At 72.7% G+C, this 15,685-nt stretch carries 15 protein-coding genes; 7 read left to right on the top strand and 8 right to left on the bottom strand.

Going from position 1 to position 15,685, the window contains the following annotated elements; genetic code table 11:
* Nucleotides 1–79: 79 nt before the first annotated feature.
* From ACZ60W_RS13710 to ACZ60W_RS13735, 6 genes are all read left to right on the top strand, one after another.
* Nucleotides 80–2,434: a SulP family inorganic anion transporter gene (locus tag ACZ60W_RS13710; protein ID WP_469755516.1), complete on the top strand. Its 2,355-nt coding sequence runs from the start codon at nucleotides 80–82 to the stop codon at nucleotides 2,432–2,434.
* A 332-nt stretch (nucleotides 2,435–2,766) separates the two neighbouring features.
* Complete coding sequence (gene acs / locus ACZ60W_RS13715) at nucleotides 2,767–4,722, top strand: acetate--CoA ligase (protein ID WP_469755517.1); 1,956 nt, start codon at nucleotides 2,767–2,769, stop codon at nucleotides 4,720–4,722.
* Nucleotides 4,723–4,962: 240 nt separating this feature from the next.
* Complete coding sequence (nhaA, locus tag ACZ60W_RS13720) at nucleotides 4,963–6,354, top strand: Na+/H+ antiporter NhaA (RefSeq protein ID WP_469755518.1); 1,392 nt, start codon at nucleotides 4,963–4,965, stop codon at nucleotides 6,352–6,354.
* Nucleotides 6,355–6,409: 55 nt separating this feature from the next.
* Complete coding sequence (locus ACZ60W_RS13725; RefSeq protein ID WP_469755519.1) at nucleotides 6,410–6,907, top strand: phage holin family protein; 498 nt, start codon at nucleotides 6,410–6,412, stop codon at nucleotides 6,905–6,907.
* On the top strand, nucleotides 6,904–7,839 hold the full coding sequence (locus tag ACZ60W_RS13730) for an alpha/beta fold hydrolase (RefSeq protein ID WP_469755520.1): 936 nt from the start codon (nucleotides 6,904–6,906) through the stop codon (nucleotides 7,837–7,839). The genes ACZ60W_RS13725 and ACZ60W_RS13730 overlap by 4 nt, the downstream gene beginning before the upstream one ends.
* Nucleotides 7,840–7,959: 120 nt before the next feature.
* Entirely contained in the window at nucleotides 7,960–8,148 is a 189-nt protein-coding gene (locus ACZ60W_RS13735) for a hypothetical protein (RefSeq protein WP_366308825.1), read from the top strand.
* A gap of 51 nt (nucleotides 8,149–8,199) precedes the next feature.
* Here the strand turns inward: ACZ60W_RS13735 and ACZ60W_RS13740 are convergent, their stop codons facing one another.
* The 3 genes from ACZ60W_RS13740 to nth form a co-directional block, all read right to left on the bottom strand.
* Nucleotides 8,200–9,399 (bottom strand): MarP family serine protease, encoded by a 1,200-nt coding sequence (locus ACZ60W_RS13740; RefSeq protein ID WP_469755521.1) that lies wholly within the window; start codon nucleotides 9,397–9,399, stop codon nucleotides 8,200–8,202.
* An 80-nt stretch (nucleotides 9,400–9,479) separates the two neighbouring features.
* The gene (locus ACZ60W_RS13745) at nucleotides 9,480–10,184 is read right to left on the bottom strand and encodes an NUDIX hydrolase (RefSeq protein ID WP_469755522.1); all 705 of its coding nucleotides are present in this window, start codon (nucleotides 10,182–10,184) and stop codon (nucleotides 9,480–9,482) included.
* A 108-nt stretch (nucleotides 10,185–10,292) separates the two neighbouring features.
* Nucleotides 10,293–11,141 (bottom strand): endonuclease III, encoded by an 849-nt coding sequence (gene nth / locus ACZ60W_RS13750; protein ID WP_469755523.1) that lies wholly within the window; start codon nucleotides 11,139–11,141, stop codon nucleotides 10,293–10,295.
* 230 nt (nucleotides 11,142–11,371) lie between these two features.
* On the opposite strand from nth, the gene ACZ60W_RS13755 reads away from it, so the two are divergent.
* Entirely contained in the window at nucleotides 11,372–12,046 is a 675-nt protein-coding gene (locus tag ACZ60W_RS13755; RefSeq protein WP_015034542.1) for a Crp/Fnr family transcriptional regulator, read from the top strand.
* 68 nt (nucleotides 12,047–12,114) lie between these two features.
* On the opposite strand, the gene ACZ60W_RS13760 is transcribed toward ACZ60W_RS13755, so the two are convergent.
* The 5 genes from ACZ60W_RS13760 to ACZ60W_RS13780 all read right to left on the bottom strand — a co-directional run bounded on the left by ACZ60W_RS13760 (nucleotide 12,115) and on the right by ACZ60W_RS13780 (nucleotide 15,587).
* Nucleotides 12,115–12,999 (bottom strand): SPFH domain-containing protein, encoded by an 885-nt coding sequence (locus tag ACZ60W_RS13760; RefSeq protein ID WP_469755524.1) that lies wholly within the window; start codon nucleotides 12,997–12,999, stop codon nucleotides 12,115–12,117.
* 158 nt (nucleotides 13,000–13,157) lie between these two features.
* Nucleotides 13,158–13,988, bottom strand: coding sequence for an MBL fold metallo-hydrolase (locus ACZ60W_RS13765; RefSeq protein ID WP_469755525.1), 831 nt, complete (start codon nucleotides 13,986–13,988; stop codon nucleotides 13,158–13,160).
* Nucleotides 13,985–14,872 (bottom strand): NUDIX hydrolase, encoded by an 888-nt coding sequence (locus tag ACZ60W_RS13770; RefSeq protein ID WP_469755526.1) that lies wholly within the window; start codon nucleotides 14,870–14,872, stop codon nucleotides 13,985–13,987. The genes ACZ60W_RS13765 and ACZ60W_RS13770 overlap by 4 nt, the downstream gene beginning before the upstream one ends.
* 89 nt (nucleotides 14,873–14,961) lie before the next feature.
* The gene (locus ACZ60W_RS13775; protein ID WP_366308819.1) at nucleotides 14,962–15,432 is read right to left on the bottom strand and encodes a RidA family protein; all 471 of its coding nucleotides are present in this window, start codon (nucleotides 15,430–15,432) and stop codon (nucleotides 14,962–14,964) included.
* Entirely contained in the window at nucleotides 15,429–15,587 is a 159-nt protein-coding gene (locus ACZ60W_RS13780; RefSeq protein WP_015034547.1) for a DUF4177 domain-containing protein, read from the bottom strand. Before ACZ60W_RS13780 ends, ACZ60W_RS13775 begins: the two co-directional genes overlap by 4 nt.
* Nucleotides 15,588–15,685: the final 98 nt, after the last annotated feature.

A 15,685-nucleotide genomic window follows, 5' to 3' on the forward strand; every position in this document is an offset into this window, starting at 1 on the left:
ACGCCGTGACCCACGGCCGCGAGCCCCCACGTTCGTCCCGCACGAGCCGCGACCGCGCTGCCCCGGAGGAGACGGGAACATGACCCTCTGCACCCCCGACCGCACGACCACCCGACCCCGATCCCAGCGACCGCACAGCCCACCGGGCGGACCGCGCCGCTTTCGCGTCGCCGGCGCCGACCTGTCCGCCTCGGTCGCCGTCTTCCTGATCGCCCTGCCCCTCTCGCTGGGCATCGCCCTCGCCACCGGAGCCCCGCTCCAGGCCGGACTGGTCGCGGCCGCCGTCGGCGGCATCGTGGCCGGCCGGTTCGGCGGCTCCCCGCTCCAGGTGAGCGGACCCGCCGCCGGCCTCACGGTCGTGACGGCCGAGCTCATCCGCCTGTACGGCTGGCGCACCACCTGCGCCATCACCGTCCTCGCGGGCCTCGCCCAACTCGCGCTCTCCGCGCTGCGGGTGGCCCGCTCCGCCCTCGCCGTCTCGCCCGCGATCGTGCACGGCATGCTGGCCGGCATCGGCGTCACCATCGCCCTCGCGCAGCTCCACATCGTGCTCGGCGGCACCCCGCAGAGCTCCGCCGTCGACAACGTGCTGGGCCTGCCGGCGCAGGTCGCGCGCGTCCATCCGGCGGCGCTCGGCATCAGCGCCCTCACCGTCGCCGTCCTGCTGTGCTGGCCGAGGCTGCCGGGCCGCGCCGGGCGGGCCGCCCGGAAGGTCCCCGGCGCGCTCGTCGCGGTGGCCGGGGCGACGGCGGTGGCGACGCTCGCCGGACTCGCCGTCCCCCGCGTCGACCTGCCGTCCTGGAGCAGCCACGCCCTGCCGGGGCTGCCCGAGGGCCCCGTCCTCGGCATCGCCGCCGGCGTCCTGACGATCACCCTGGTGACCAGCGTGCAGTCGCTGCTCTCTGCCGTCGCGGTCGACAAGCTCGTCGCGGCCCGCCCGGATGGCGGCCGGGGTGTGCCCCGGACCGCGCTCGACCGCGAACTCGCCGGTCAGGGCGCGGCGAACGTCATCTCCGGCGCGCTCGGCGGGCTGCCGGTCGCCGGGGTCGCGGTGCGCAGCGTCGCCAACGTCTCGGCGGGCGCGGTGAGCCGGGCCTCCACGATGCTGCACGGCCTGTGGATCGTGCTCGCGGCCCTGCTGCTGGTGCCCGTGCTCGACCTGATCCCGCTGCCCGCGCTCGCCGCCCTCGTCATGGTGGTCGGCATCCAGATGGTCAGCATCACCCACATCCGCACGGTGACGCGCCACCGCGAGGTCGTCGTCTACGTGGTGACGCTGACGGGGGTGGTCCTCGTCGGCATCCTGGAGGGCGTCGCCCTCGGCATCGCCGTGGCCATCGCCGTGGCCCTCCACCGGCTCACCCGGACCCGGATCACCCGTGAGGAGCGCGACGGCCGCCAGGTGCTCCACGTGCGGGGCCAGTTGACCTTCCTCGCCGTCCCCCGGCTGAGCCGGGCCCTCCACCAACTGCCCCACGGCTCCGACGTCGTGGTCGAACTGGACGGATCCTTCATGGACCACGCGGCCTACGAGGCGCTGACCGACTGGACCAACGGCCACCTCGCCCACGGCGGGACGGTCGAGACGACGGGCCCCACCGGCGCCCGGATCGCCGAGCCGGAGCCCGTCACCGACTCCGCCTCGCACGCCTGCTGCCGCCCGTGGAACCCCTGGCACAACCACCAGTGCGGGGAGCGGCCGGTGGAGCGCGCCGAGAGCGACGCCCCCGAGCGCGCGAAGGGGCTGCACCTGGAGAGCGGCATCGGCACGTTCCAGCGGAACACCGCACCGCTGGTGCGCGACGAGCTCGCGCGGCTCGCCCGGGAGGGCCAGAGCCCGTCGCAGCTCTTCCTGACCTGCGCCGACTCCCGCCTGGTGACGAGCATGATCACGTCGAGCGGCCCCGGCGACCTGTTCACCGTCCGCAACGTCGGGAACCTCGTCCCGCTCCCCGGCGAGGAGAGCGGGGACGACTCGGTGGCGGCGGCGATCGAGTACGCGGTGGACGTGCTGCGGGTCGACTCGATCACCGTCTGCGGCCACTCCGGCTGCGGCGCGATGCAAGCCCTGCTCAACGCGGGGCCGGACGACCCGGCGACGCCGCTCCGCCGCTGGCTGCGGCACGGCCGGCCCAGCCTGGAGCGGATGGCGAGCCGACGCCACGCCTGGGCCCGGATCTCCGGGCGGCTGCCCGCCGACGCGGTCGAGCAGCTCTGTCTGACCAACGTGGTGCAGCAGCTGGACCACCTGCGGGCGTACGAGCCGGTGGCGCGCCGACTGGCCGAGGGGACGCTGACGCTGAACGGCGTGTACTTCCACGTGGGCGAGGCGCAGGCGTACCTGCTCTCTGGGACGGACGAGGTGCACGGCTACGACGACGTCTTCACCCGGGTGATGCCGACGGAGCACCGGGAGACCGCACGCGCGTCGTGAACCGGCCGGCCAACCCCCGATCGGGTGGCTCGCGGGCCGGCCGGCCCGCCCCGATCGGGTGCGCCCCGGACCGGCCGATACACCCCGCGTCCCGCACGTCCTGAACCGGCCGGCCCGCCCCGGCTCCCGCGCGTCCTGAACCAACGGCTCCGGCCGTCCGTGAGACTGTGTGGCCCCTTCTCCCACCGCTCGGGAAGAAGGGGCCACCGTGCGTCTGGGCGCTCACAGGTCTAAACCAATTCCCTGGAGGCTCTTGTCACCCGGGCATCTGACTGGTGAGCTATGACACGGGACACATAAGTACAGAGGACGCCCTGGGAAAGGGAGATGTCGTGAGCAACGAAAGCCTGGCCAATCTGCTCCGGGAAGAGCGCCGTTTCGCGCCGCCCGCCGAGCTGGCCGCGCACGCCAACGTGACGGCGGAGGCGTACGAGCAGGCCAAGGCGGACCGACTGGGCTTCTGGGCCGAGCAGGCCGGGCGTCTGACCTGGGCCACCGAGCCGACCGAGACGCTCGACTGGTCGAACCCCCCGTTCGCGAAGTGGTTCGCCGACGGCGAGCTGAACGTGGCGTACAACTGCGTCGACCGGCACGTCGAGGCCGGCCACGGCGACCGGGTCGCCATCCACTTCGAGGGCGAGCCCGGCGACAGCCGCGCGATCACCTACGCCGAGCTCAAGGACGAGGTCTCACGGGCCGCCAACGCCCTGACCGAGCTGGGCGTCCGCAAGGGCGACCGGGTCGCCGTCTACCTGCCGATGATCCCCGAGGCGGCCGTCACGATGCTGGCCTGCGCCCGCGTCGGCGCCGCCCACTCGGTGGTCTTCGGCGGCTTCTCGGCCGACGCCGTGGCCTCCCGCATCCAGGACGCCGACGCCAAGCTGGTCGTCACCGCCGACGGCGGCTACCGCCGCGGCAAGCCGAGCGCCCTCAAGCCGGCCATCGACGAGGCCGTCGCCAAGTGCCCGCAGGTCGAGCACGTCCTCGTGGTCCGCCGCACGGGCCAGGAGACCGCCTTCACCGAGGGCCGCGACGTGTGGTGGGACGACGTCGTCGCCCGCCAGTCGGCGGAGCACACCCCGGAGGCGTTCCCGGCGGAGCACCCGCTCTTCATCCTCTACACCTCCGGGACCACGGGGAAGCCGAAGGGCATCCTGCACACCTCCGGCGGCTACCTCACCCAGGCCGCGTACACGCACCACGCCGTCTTCGACCTGAAGCCGGAGACCGACGTCTACTGGTGCACCGCCGACATCGGCTGGGTCACCGGGCACTCGTACATCGTCTACGGCCCGCTGGCCAACGGCGCGACGCAGGTCATGTACGAGGGCACCCCGGACACCCCGCACCAGGGCCGGTTCTGGGAGATCGTGCAGAAGTACGGCGTCACGATCCTCTACACGGCGCCGACGGCGATCCGCACCTTCATGAAGTGGGGCGACGACATCCCCGCCAAGTTCGACCTGTCCAGCCTCCGGGTGCTGGGCTCGGTCGGCGAGCCGATCAACCCCGAGGCGTGGGTCTGGTACCGGGAGCACATCGGCGCCGGCAAGACCCCGATCGTGGACACCTGGTGGCAGACCGAGACCGGCGCGATGATGATCTCGCCGCTGCCGGGCGTCACCGAGACCAAGCCGGGCTCCGCCCAGCGCCCGCTGCCGGGCATCTCCGCCACCGTCGTCGACGACGAGGCCAACGAGGTGCCGAACGGCGGGGGCGGCTACCTGGTCCTCACCGAGCCGTGGCCGTCGATGCTCCGCACCATCTGGGGCGACGACCAGCGCTACATCGACACGTACTGGTCCCGCTTGGAGGGCAAGTACTTCGCCGGCGACGGGGCGAAGAAGGACGACGACGGCGACATCTGGCTGCTCGGCCGGGTCGACGACGTGATGCTCGTCTCGGGCCACAACATCTCGACGACCGAGGTCGAGTCGGCCCTCGTCTCCCACCCGGCCGTCGCCGAGGCGGCCGTCGTCGGCGCCGCCGACGAGACGACCGGCCAGGCCATCGTCGCCTTCGTCATCCTGCGCGGCACGGCCAGCCAGGACGAGAGCCTCGTCGCCGACCTGCGCAACCACGTCGGCGCGACCCTCGGCCCGATCGCCAAGCCGAAGCGGGTCCTGCCGGTCGCGGAGCTGCCGAAGACCCGCTCGGGCAAGATCATGCGCCGTCTGCTCCGCGACGTCGCGGAGAACCGGGAGCTGGGTGACGTCACCACGCTGACCGACTCCTCGGTCATGTCGCTGATCCAGACCCAGCTGCCGACCACCGGCGGCGAGGACTGACCGGCCCGGTCCGCACGACGCGAGGCGCCCGTCCCGAACCGTTTCGGGGCGGGCGTCCCGCGTGCGGGGCTCCGAGGGGACGAAAGCCGCGAACATCCCTAAAGTGAGTCCCGCCGGACGCCACCCGGGCTCGTTGGGTACGGTAAGGACCGCGTCAGGAACGCGACAGAAAGACCTAGGTGAGCCGGGAAGTCTGGTCGGCATGTGCTCTGCCCTGCCTGCCCGACGGAGGTCTCCCACGTGTCTGCGCCCACCGACCGCAAGTTCCTCGGCCGGCTCTCGCTGCCCGAGCGGCGGTATCTGGCCGACGCCCTGCGCACCGAGACCGTCGGCGGCGTGCTCCTCCTCCTCGCCGCCGTCGCCGCCCTCGTGTGGGCCAACAGCCCGCTCGCCGACAGCTACGAGACCGCGCAGGACTTCCACCTGGGCCCCGCCGCCCTCGGCCTCGACCTGTCCGTCCAGCACTGGGCCGCCGACGGCCTCCTCGCGATCTTCTTCTTCGTCGCCGGAATCGAGCTCAAGCGCGAACTCGTCGCGGGCGAGCTGCGCGACCCCCGGGCGGCCGCCCTGCCGGTCGTCGCCGCCCTCTGCGGCATGATCGCGCCCGCCCTCGTCTACGCCCTGGTCAACGTGGTGGGTGACGGCTCCATGGACGGCTGGGCCGTGCCGACCGCCACCGACATCGCCTTCGCGCTCGCCGTCCTCGCCGTGATCGGCACGTCGCTGCCCTCCGCGCTGCGCGCCTTCCTGCTGACCCTCGCCGTCGTCGACGACCTCTTCGCGATCCTGATCATCGCGGTCTTCTTCACCAGCGACCTGGACTTCGCCGCGCTCGGCGGCGCCCTGGCCGGCCTCGTCGTCTTCTGGGTGCTGCTCCGCAAGGGCGTCCGCGGCTGGTACGTGTACGTGCCGCTGGCCCTGGTCATCTGGGGCCTGATGTACAACAGCGGCGTCCACGCCACCATCGCCGGCGTCGCCATGGGCCTGATGCTCCGCTGCACCACCCGGGAGGGCGAGGAGCACTCCCCCGGCGAGCACATCGAGCACCTGGTGCGCCCGCTCTCGGCCGGCCTGGCCGTGCCCCTGTTCGCGCTCTTCTCGGCCGGGGTGAGCGTCTCGGGCGGCGCGATCCACGACGTGTTCACCCAGCCGGTCACCCTCGGCGTGGTCCTCGGCCTCGTCGTCGGCAAGACCGTCGGGATCTTCGGCGGCACCTGGCTCGCCGCCCGCTTCACCCGGGCGGAGCTCAACCCGGACCTGGCCTGGCCGGACGTCTTCGCCGTCGCGTCGCTGGCCGGGATCGGCTTCACGGTCTCGCTCCTCATCGGGGAGCTCGCCTTCGCCGGGGACGAGGTGCTGACCGACGAGGTGAAGGCGTCGGTCCTGATCGGCTCGCTCGTCGCCGCCGTCTGCGCCACGGTCCTGCTGAAGCTGCGGGTCAGGAAGTACCAGGCGATCTGCGCCGACGAGGAGCGCGACGAGGACCAGGACGGCATCCCCGACATCTACGAGGAGGACGATCCGGAGTACCACCTGCGGATGGCCGAGATCCACGAGAGGAAGGCCGCGGAACACCGTCAGCGCGCCCGACTGGCGGGGGCACCGCGCGACGGGACCGGGCGTCCGGCATGATCTGAGTCGGACCGTAGAAGAGACCTCGGACCGCAGAAGAGAAGAGGGAGCAGCGATGAGCGACCCGTTCGACGGAACCGAGCGCAGCATCGGCCAGCTGGTCGCCTCGGCGACCGCCGAGATGTCCGCGCTGGTGCACGACGAGATCGCCCTGGCCAAGGCCGAGATCCGACAGGACGTCAAGCGCGGCGCGATCGGCAGCGTCGCGGGCATCACGGCCGCCGTCGTGCTGCTGTTCTCCCTGCCGATGCTGAGCTTCGCGCTCGCCTACGCCATCAACACCTGGACCGGCGGGCACAACGGCAACGGGGGCTGGAACCTCGTCTGGTGCTTCCTGCTGTCGTTCGCCTTCAACGTGCTGGTGGCGATCCTGCTCGGCCTGATCGCGTACGCCAAGTTCAAGAAGGTCAAGCCGCCGGAGAAGTCCATCGCCTCGGCCAAGCAGACGGCCGCCGTCCTGGCCACCGTCAAGCCGCACCCCCGCCCCGAGCCCAACCGGGAGCTGGACAAGGCGCTGGACAAGGCCTCCCCTGTGGCACGCTCGTCGGTATGACCCTCCCCGAGAGCAGCAACGGCAACGCCGGGCCCGTCCGGCTCGACGGGCCGTGGACCCATCGCGACGTGGCGGCGAACGGCGCCCGGTTCCACATCGCCGAGATGGGTGACGGCCCGCTAGTGCTGCTCCTGCACGGCTTCCCCCAGTTCTGGTGGACCTGGCGCCACCAGCTGCCCGCCCTCGCCGAGGCGGGGTTCCGGGCCGTCGCGATGGACCTGCGCGGGGTGGGCGGCAGCGACCGCACACCCCGGGGTTACGACCCCGCCAACCTGGCGCTCGACATCACCGGCGTCGTCCGCTCGCTCGGCGAGCCCGACGCGGCGCTGGTCGGGCACGACCTGGGCGGCTACCTCGCGTGGACGGCGGCCGTGATGCGGCCCAAGCTGGTCCGGCGCCTGGTGGTCTCCTCGATGCCGCATCCGCGGCGCTGGCGTTCGGCGATGCTGTCCGACTTCGCGCAGTCGCGGGCCGGCTCGCACATCTGGGGCTTCCAGCGGCCGTGGCTGCCGGAGCGTCAGCTCGTGGCGGACGACGCGGCGCTGGTGGGCGATCTGATCCGGGACTGGTCGGGGCCGAAGCCCGCGGACGACGAGGCGATCGAGGTGTACCGGCGGGCGATGTGCGTCCCGTCGACGGCACACTGCTCGATCGAGCCGTACCGCTGGATGGTGCGCTCCCTGGCCCGCCCGGACGGCATCCAGTTCAACCGGCGCATGAAGCGGCCCGTACGGGTGCCCACGCTGCACCTGCACGGTTCGATGGACCCGGTGATGCGGACCCGCAGCGCGGCCGGTTCGGGCGAGTACGTGGAGGCGCCCTACCGCTGGCGGCTTTTCGACGGCCTCGGGCACTACCCGCACGAGGAGGACCCGACGGCCTTCTCGACGGAGCTCGTCAACTGGCTGAAGGACCCCGAACCCGACCGGTGACGCGTCGTCACCTCGTTCGGGGGTACACGCTTGCGTCGAACGGCCATGTGCCCGGCGCATACTCCAATTGGCGGGCCCCCGGGCGGTTACCGACCTTGGGCCCCGGGCACACGTCGAGGTATGGGCTGGACGCACGACTACAGTGACACGGCACGTGACCGCCGCTCGGCCACCGGGCCGGCCTCCCGGGAGAGGGGCGGCCCGCAGGACCAGGGCCGCGCGCACTCCGCGCCGGAGGTGGGGATCTCCCGCATTCTGCGGCGCCGGGCCCGATGGGTCTCGGCCCGTCTCCGGCATCCCCGCGACTGACCACCCAGGGCGTCGTGCCGGCCGGGTCCGCCCGGTCGGCACGACCTCCTCCTACAGGGCGCAGGCCTGGGTGTCGACCTGCTGGTTCGCCGTCCGGCCGCGCTCGATGTCCTCGCGGATCTCGTCGACCGTCAGGGCGTATCCGGTGTTCGCGTCGTCGAGCGAGCGGGCGAAGATCACGCCGTACACCTCGCCGTCCTCGGTGAGGAGCGGGCCGCCGGAGTTGCCCTGCCGGACCGTCGTGTACAGCGAGTAGACCTCCCTGCGGACCTGGTCGCGGTGGTAGATGTCGGGGCCGGTGGGGCTGATGCGGCCCCGGACGCGCGCCGACCTGACGTCGTACGAGCCGTTCTCCGGGAAGCCGGCGACGATCGCGCCGTCACCGCTGCGGGCCGCCTCGTCGGTGAAGGACAGCGGCGTGGCGTCGAGGTCCGGCACGTCCAGGACGGCGATGTCGCGCTGCCAGTCGTAGAGGACGACCTTGGCGTCGTAGAGCCTGCCCTCGCCGCCTATCTGGACGGTCGGCTCGTCGACGCCTCCGACCACGTGGGCGTTGGTCATGATGCGGCGGTCGGCGAAGACGAAGCCGGTGCCTTCGAGGACCTTGCCGCAGCTCTGGGCGGTGCCGACGACCTTCACGATGGAGCGCTGGGCGCGGGCGGCGACGGGGCTGTCGGCGAGCGCCGGGTCGGGGGGCAGCACCTCGGTGATGGGCTCGTTGGCGAACGGGCTGAAGACCTGGGGGAAGCCGCTGCGGGCGAGCGTGGAGCTGAAGTTGGCGAACCAGGTGGAGGTCTGATCGGGCATCACCCGGGACACCCCGAGCAGCACCTTGGAGTTGCGGACCTCCTTGCCCAGCGTGGGCAGGGTGGTGCCGGCGAGGGCGGAGCCGATCAGCCAGGCGACGAGCAGCATCGCGACCACGTTGACCAGGGCGCCGCCGGTGGCGTCGAGGGCCCGGGCGGGCGACCAGGTGATGAAGCGGCGCAGCTTGTTGCCGAGGTGGGTGGTGAACGCCTGGCCGACCGAGGCGCAGATGATGACCACCATCACGAAGACGACCGTCGCGGACGTCGACACCTCGCTGTTGTCGGTCAGCTGGTCCCAGAGGATCGGGAGCAGCAGGACGGCGACGAGACCGCCGCCGAGGAACCCGATCACCGAGAGGATGCCGACCACGAATCCCTGGCGGTAGCCGATGATCGCGAACCAGACGGCGGCGAGCAGCAACAGGATGTCCAGCACGTTCACCGTCAGTAGCCTCGCAGATTCGTTTCCGGTCGCCCGGGGCGTGCGCGGCCGTGGGCCGGGCCCGCCCGAAGGTCAGCCTGTCATGAGCGCCAGTCGAGCGGGACCTGTCTCGCGCGGTCCCAGGGGCGCTCCCAGCCGGCGAAGTGGAGCAGCCGGTCGATCACTCCGGCGGTAAAACCCCAGACCAGGGCGGATGCGACCAGGAAGCCGGGGCCCTGGTGGCCGCTCGGGTGGACGGTCGTCGCGCGGTTCGCGGGGTCCGTGAGATCCGCCACGGGCACGGTGAAGACCCGGGCGGTCTCGCCGGGGTCGACGACCCCGACCGGGCTGGGGGTGCGCCACCAGCCGAGGACGGGGGTGACGACGAAGCCGCTGACCGGGATGTAGAGCTGCGGCAGGACGCCGAAGAGCTGGACGCCGGCGGGGTCGAGGCCGGTCTCCTCCCGGGCCTCGCGCAGGGCGGCGCGCAGCAGCCCGCCGTCGGCCGGGTCGCCGTCCTCGGGGTCGAGGGCGCCGCCGGGGAAGGAGGGCTGTCCGGCGTGCGAGCGCAGGCTGCCGGAGCGCTCCATGAGGAGGAGCTCGGGACCGTGCTCGCCCTCGCCGAAGAGGACGAGGACGGCGGACTGGCGGCCGGCCCCGCTCGCGGGCGGCAGGAAGCGGCTGAGCTGCTCGGGGCGGACCGTGCGGGCGGCCCGGTCGACGGGGCCCAGCCAGGCGGGCAGCCCGTCCCGGCTGAGCAGGCCGCCCGTTCCGGGTCCGTGCAGGTCTTCGTCAGTGCGCGTCATAGGCACCCCCGTGGTTCACAACGCGATCGGTGGACGGGTTCGTTCCCGCGGCCCGGGGCCGGGCCGGGGTGGCGGCCGGGCGCGGGTCCCGGCCCGCGGCGGCGGGGCTCAGTCGCCCGCGCCGAGGGGCGGGGCCGGGCGGCCGGGATAGCCGGGCGGCGGGTCGAGCCGCTGTCCCGGGAAGCCGCCCATCTCGTACTTGAGCAGCTTCCGCGCCTTCTCGGGGTCGGTCTCGCCCTCGCCGTACGAGGGGCAGAGGTGGGTGATCGGGCAGGCGCCGCAGGCGGGCTTGCGGGCGTGGCAGATGCGGCGGCCGTGGAAGATCACCCGGTGGGAGAGCATCGTCCACTCGCTCTTCGGGAAGATCGTGGCGATCTCCGCCTCGATCTTGACCGGGTCCTCCTGCTCGGTCCACCGCCAGCGGCGGACCAGCCGCATGAAGTGGGTGTCGACGGTGATGCCGGGGACGCCGAAGGCGTTGCCGAGGACGACGAAGGCGGTCTTGCGGCCCACGCCGGGGAGCTTGACGAGGTCGTCGAGGCGGCCGGGGACCTCCCCGCCGAAGTCGTCGCGGAGGGCGGCGGCGAGACCCATGATCGACTTGGTCTTGGCGCGGAAGAAGCCGGTGGGGCGGATGAGCTCCTCGACCTCCTCGGGCACGGCGGCGGCGAGGTCCTCGGGGGTGGGGTACTTCGCGAAGAGGGCCGGCGTCGTCTGGTTCACCCGGAGGTCGGTGGTCTGCGCCGAGAGGACCGTGGCGACGAGGAGCTCGAAGGGGCTGCGGAAGTCGAGCTCCGGATGGGCGTACGGGAAGACCTCGGCCAGCTCCCGGTTGATCTTGCGGGCGCGGCGGACCATCGCGAGCCGCGACTCGGGCTTCGCGGGCTTCCGATTTGCGGCTTTCACCCGTTTCGACACGCCGTGTTCGCCCACGGCGGAATTACCTTCGGCCGACACTCTTCCATCCCCCTTGGCCTGCGCTCTCACCGGCGAGTTGGACACCCGACCAGCCTAGGGGCCGTCGCCGACATCCGCCCCGGGCGTGGCCGATCCGCCCCCAATCGGCCCCCTGGCGTACGGACGGGTAGCTCCGTGGGTCAAACTTGTTGTGATTGATCGCACTGTTTTGTGCGTCCGGCATCATGGGACCCAGGTCCTTTGAGCAGGTCGACAGTAGGAGAGAACTCGTGGACGACGTTCTGCGGCGCGCCCCGCTCTTCGCGGCGCTCGATGACGAGCAGGCAGCCGAGCTGCGCGCCTCGATGAGTGAGGCGACGCTCGCCCGTGGCGACGCGCTCTTCCACGAGGGCGACCCCGGTGACCGCCTGTACGTGGTCACCGAGGGCAAGGTGAAGCTGCACCGCACCTCCCCCGACGGCCGCGAGAACATGCTGGCCGTCCTCGGCCCCGGCGAGCTGATCGGCGAGCTGTCGCTGTTCGACCCGGGCCCGCGCACCGCCACCGCGACGGCGCTGACCGAGGTCAAGCTGCTCGGCCTCGGCCACGGCGACCTCCAGCCCTGGCTGAACGCCCGCCCCGAGGTCGCCACCGCACTGCTGCGCGCGGTCGCCCGCCGGCTGCGCAAGACCAACGACCAGATGTCCGACCTGGTCTTCTCCGACGTCCCGGGCCGCGTCGCCCGCGCGCTCCTCGACCTGTCGCGCCGCTTCGGCGTGCAGTCGGAGGAGGGCATCCACGTCGTCCACGACCTCACCCAGGAGGAGCTGGCCCAGCTGGTCGGCGCCTCCCGCGAGACGGTCAACAAGGCGCTCGCCGACTTCGCCCAGCGCGGCTGGCTCCGCCTGGAGGCCCGCGCCGTGATCCTGCTCGACGTGGAGCGCCTCGCGAAGCGCTCGCGCTGACGCACCGCCGACACGAGGAGGCCGCCCGGTCCGAGGACCGGGGCGGCCTTCCGTGCGTCCGGGGGCGGTCAGCGCTTGGAGCCGTCCACGATCACCGGGGCGGAGGAGCCGTTGCCGCACGGCACGGTGTAGATGGCGTTCTTGGCCGCGGCCTCCTTGAACGCGTCGATGCACTGGTTCATCAGGACCTTGTCCGTCAGCGAGTCGTTGAGGATCTTGTTGGCGCGGGCGATGCCCTCCGCCTCGATCCGGCGCCGGTCGGCCTCGGCCTTGGCGGTGCGGGAGGCCTCGGTGGCCCGCTCGGTGGCCTGCTGCTGCTGGATCTTGCGGTCGATCTGGCCCTGGAGGGCGTCCGAGGGCTTCACGTTGCGCAGGTTGACGGTGGTCACGTCGATGCCGCGCGGGGCCAGGCGCTCCTTGATCAGGGCGCCGATCTCGGCGTTGATCTTCTCGCGGTCGGAGGCGTACCCCTGCTCGCTGGAGTAGCGGGCGAAGACGTTGCGGACGATCTCACGGCTGTCGGGGTAGACGAGCCGCTGCTGGATGGCGTCCTCGGTGCCGGCGAGCTTGTACAGCTCCACGGACTTGGAGGGGACGACGGCCCACTTCACCGTCACCTCGGCGTACATCACGCCGCCCTGCGAGGAGCGGACCTCGACCACGTCCTTGTCGGAGAGGTTGAGGTCGACCGGGCGGGTCGAGAAGGTCGTGACGTTCGTGAACGGCGACTTCACGTGCAGGCCCGAGGTCATCGGGGTGCCCACCTTGCCGAAGGCGACCGGCACGCCGACCTCGTACGCGCTGATCACGTACGTCATGCTCACGATCAGCGAGAAGAGGCCGGCCAGGACCGCGCCGAGGGCGCCGAACTTCAGCCCCGTGGAGTCGTTGGCACGACCGACGAAGTAGAGCACCACTGCGGCTATGACCAGCAGGATGGCGATGACGAACACGGGCGTTCCCCCCGAAAGCTACGGCCAGAAGTAAGCGGAGCGTAAAACACGGGTCAGGAACGCCAAAAGGCCGGGGGCTCCCTCGGGACAGGATCGTGACGACCCGCCCCGGAAGACCCCCGGCCCCCGCGAGCCCGGCCTGATCGACAGGACACCCCCTAGGGGGTGTCCTTCTCCCCCAGGTACTCCAGCTGCGCCCGGACGGAGAGTTCGGCCGCCGGCCAGAGCGAGCGGTCCACGTCCGCGTAGACGTGGGCGACGACGTCGGCGGCCGACCGGTGACCGGCCGCGACCGCCGCCTCCACCTGGGCGAGCCGGCCCGCCCGGTGCGCCAGGTAGAACTCCACGGCCCCCTGCGCGTCCTCCAGGACCGGCCCGTGCCCCGGCAGGACCGTGTGGACGCCGTCGTCGACGGTCAGCGAGCGCAGCCGCCGCAGCGAGTCCAGGTACTCGCCGAGCCGTCCGTCCGGATGGGCGACCATCGTCGTCCCGCGCCCCAGGATCGTGTCCCCCGTCAGCACCGCCCGGTCGGCGGGCAGATGGAAGGAGAGCGAGTCGGAGGTGTGGCCGGGCGTCGGGACGACCCGCAGCTCCAGGCCGCCGACCGTCACCACGTCCCCCGCGCCGAGCCCCTCGTCGCCGAGCCGCAGCGCCGGGTCGAGGGCGCGCACGGCCGTCCCGGTGAGCTCGGCGAACCGCCCGGCGCCCTCCGCGTGGTCGGGGTGCCCGTGGGTCAGCAGGGTGAGCGCCACCCGCTTGCCCAGCGACGCCGCGGTCTCCACCACCCGGGCCAGGTGCCCCTCGTCGAGCGGGCCGGGGTCGACGACGACGGCCATGTCGGAGCCGGGCTCGGAGAGCAGCCAGGTGTTGGTGCCGTCCAGCGTCATCGCGGACGGGTTCGGCGCCAGGACGTTCACCGCGCGGGCGGTCGCCGGCCCGGAGACCACCTGGCCGCGCGGCTGTCCGGGCAGGGCGGCGGCGTCGCTCATGCCGCACCCCCGGTCGGAATGATCTTGGTGAACTCCTCGTGCCCCGGCCAGCTCAGGACCAGCTCGTCGCCCCGGAGCCGGGCCTGGGCGAGGACCGGGGTCATGTCCTGGCCGTCCGCCGCCGCCAGCGCCTCGGCGGCCGTGGAGAACGCCTCCAGCGTGCGCAGGGTCGAGATCGTCGGCGGCATCATCGTCAGCTCGCCCCGGTCGTACCCGGCCGCGGCCTCCGCCGGGCGGATCCACACCGTGCGGTCGGCCTCCGTGGAGGCGTTGCGGGTGCGCTGCCCCTCCGGCAGCGCCGCCACGAAGAACCAGGTGTCGTACCGGCGCTGCTCGAACTCGGGCGTGATCCAGCGCGCCCACGCGCCCAGCAGGTCCGAGCGCAGGACGAGACCCCGCCGGTCGAGGAAGTCGGCGAAGGACAGCTCGCGGGCGACCAGCGCCTCCCGGTCGCGCTCCCAGTCCTCGCCGGTGGTGTCGCCGACCACCGCGTCCGCGGTCTCGCCGGCGAGCAGGACGCCCGCCTCCTCGTACGTCTCGCGGACGGCGGCGCAGACCACCGCCTGGGCCTGCGCGGGGTCGTCGAGCCCGAGCCGCCCGGCCCAGGTCTCCCGGGCGGGGCCGGCCCAGCGGACCGGCTGCTCGTCGCGCGGGTCGACACCGCCGCCGGGATAGGCGTACGCGCCCCCCGCGAAGGCCATGGAGGCGCGGCGGCGCAGCATGTGGACGTCCGGTCCGGCGGCTCCGTCGCGCAGGAGGAGCACGGTGGCGGCACGCCGCGGGGTCACCGGGGTGAGCTCACCGGCGGCGAGGGCGCGGATGCGGTCGGGCCACTCCGGCGGGTACCACTGACCGTTCGACTGATTCGGCTGACCATTCGGCATGGCCGGATGCTATGCGCAAGCATCGGAATGCACGAGGGCCGGTCCTCCCGTGGCGGGGGACCGGCCCTGTGTCAGGCGGGTGCGGGGTGTCAGGCGTCGACGAGCTCGACCTGGACCTCGACCTCGACGGGGGCGTCGAGCGGCAGCACGGCCACGCCGACGGCGCTGCGCGCGTGCACGCCCTTCTCGCCGAGGACGGCGCCGAGCAGCTCGCTGGCGCCGTTGACGACGCCCGGCTGCCCGGTGAAGTCGGCGGCGGAGGCGACGAAGCCGACGACCTTCACGACGCGCTTGATGCGGTCGAGGTCACCGGCGACCGACTTCACGGCCGCGAGGGCGTTGAGCGCGCAGGTGGCGGCGAGCTCCTTGGCCTCCTCGGCCGTGACCTCTTCGCCGACCTTGCCGGTCACCGAGAGCTTGCCCGCCACCATCGGGAGCTGGCCCGAGGTGTAGACGTACACGCCGGACTGCACGGCCGGCTGGTAGGCGGCCAGCGGCGGCACGACCTCCGGCAGGGTCAGGCCGAGCTCGGCGAGCCTCGCCTCGACGGCCCCGCTCACGACTTGGCCCGCTTCAGGTAGGCCACGAGCTGCTCGGGGTTGTTCGGCCCGGGCACGACCTGGACGAGCTCCCAGCCGTCCTCGCCCCAGGTGTCCAGAATCTGCTTGGTCGCGTGCACCAGAAGCGGCACCGTGACGTACTCCCACTTGGTCATGGGGCCGACTGTATCCGCTGTCGCGGGACCGCTCTCCGAGGCGGCCCCCCGAGCCGGGCGCGCCCGGCCCCGGGCGGAGGGCCCGCCGTGAGCCCGCC

The organism is Streptomyces sp. NPDC104202 (assembly GCF_055584185.1).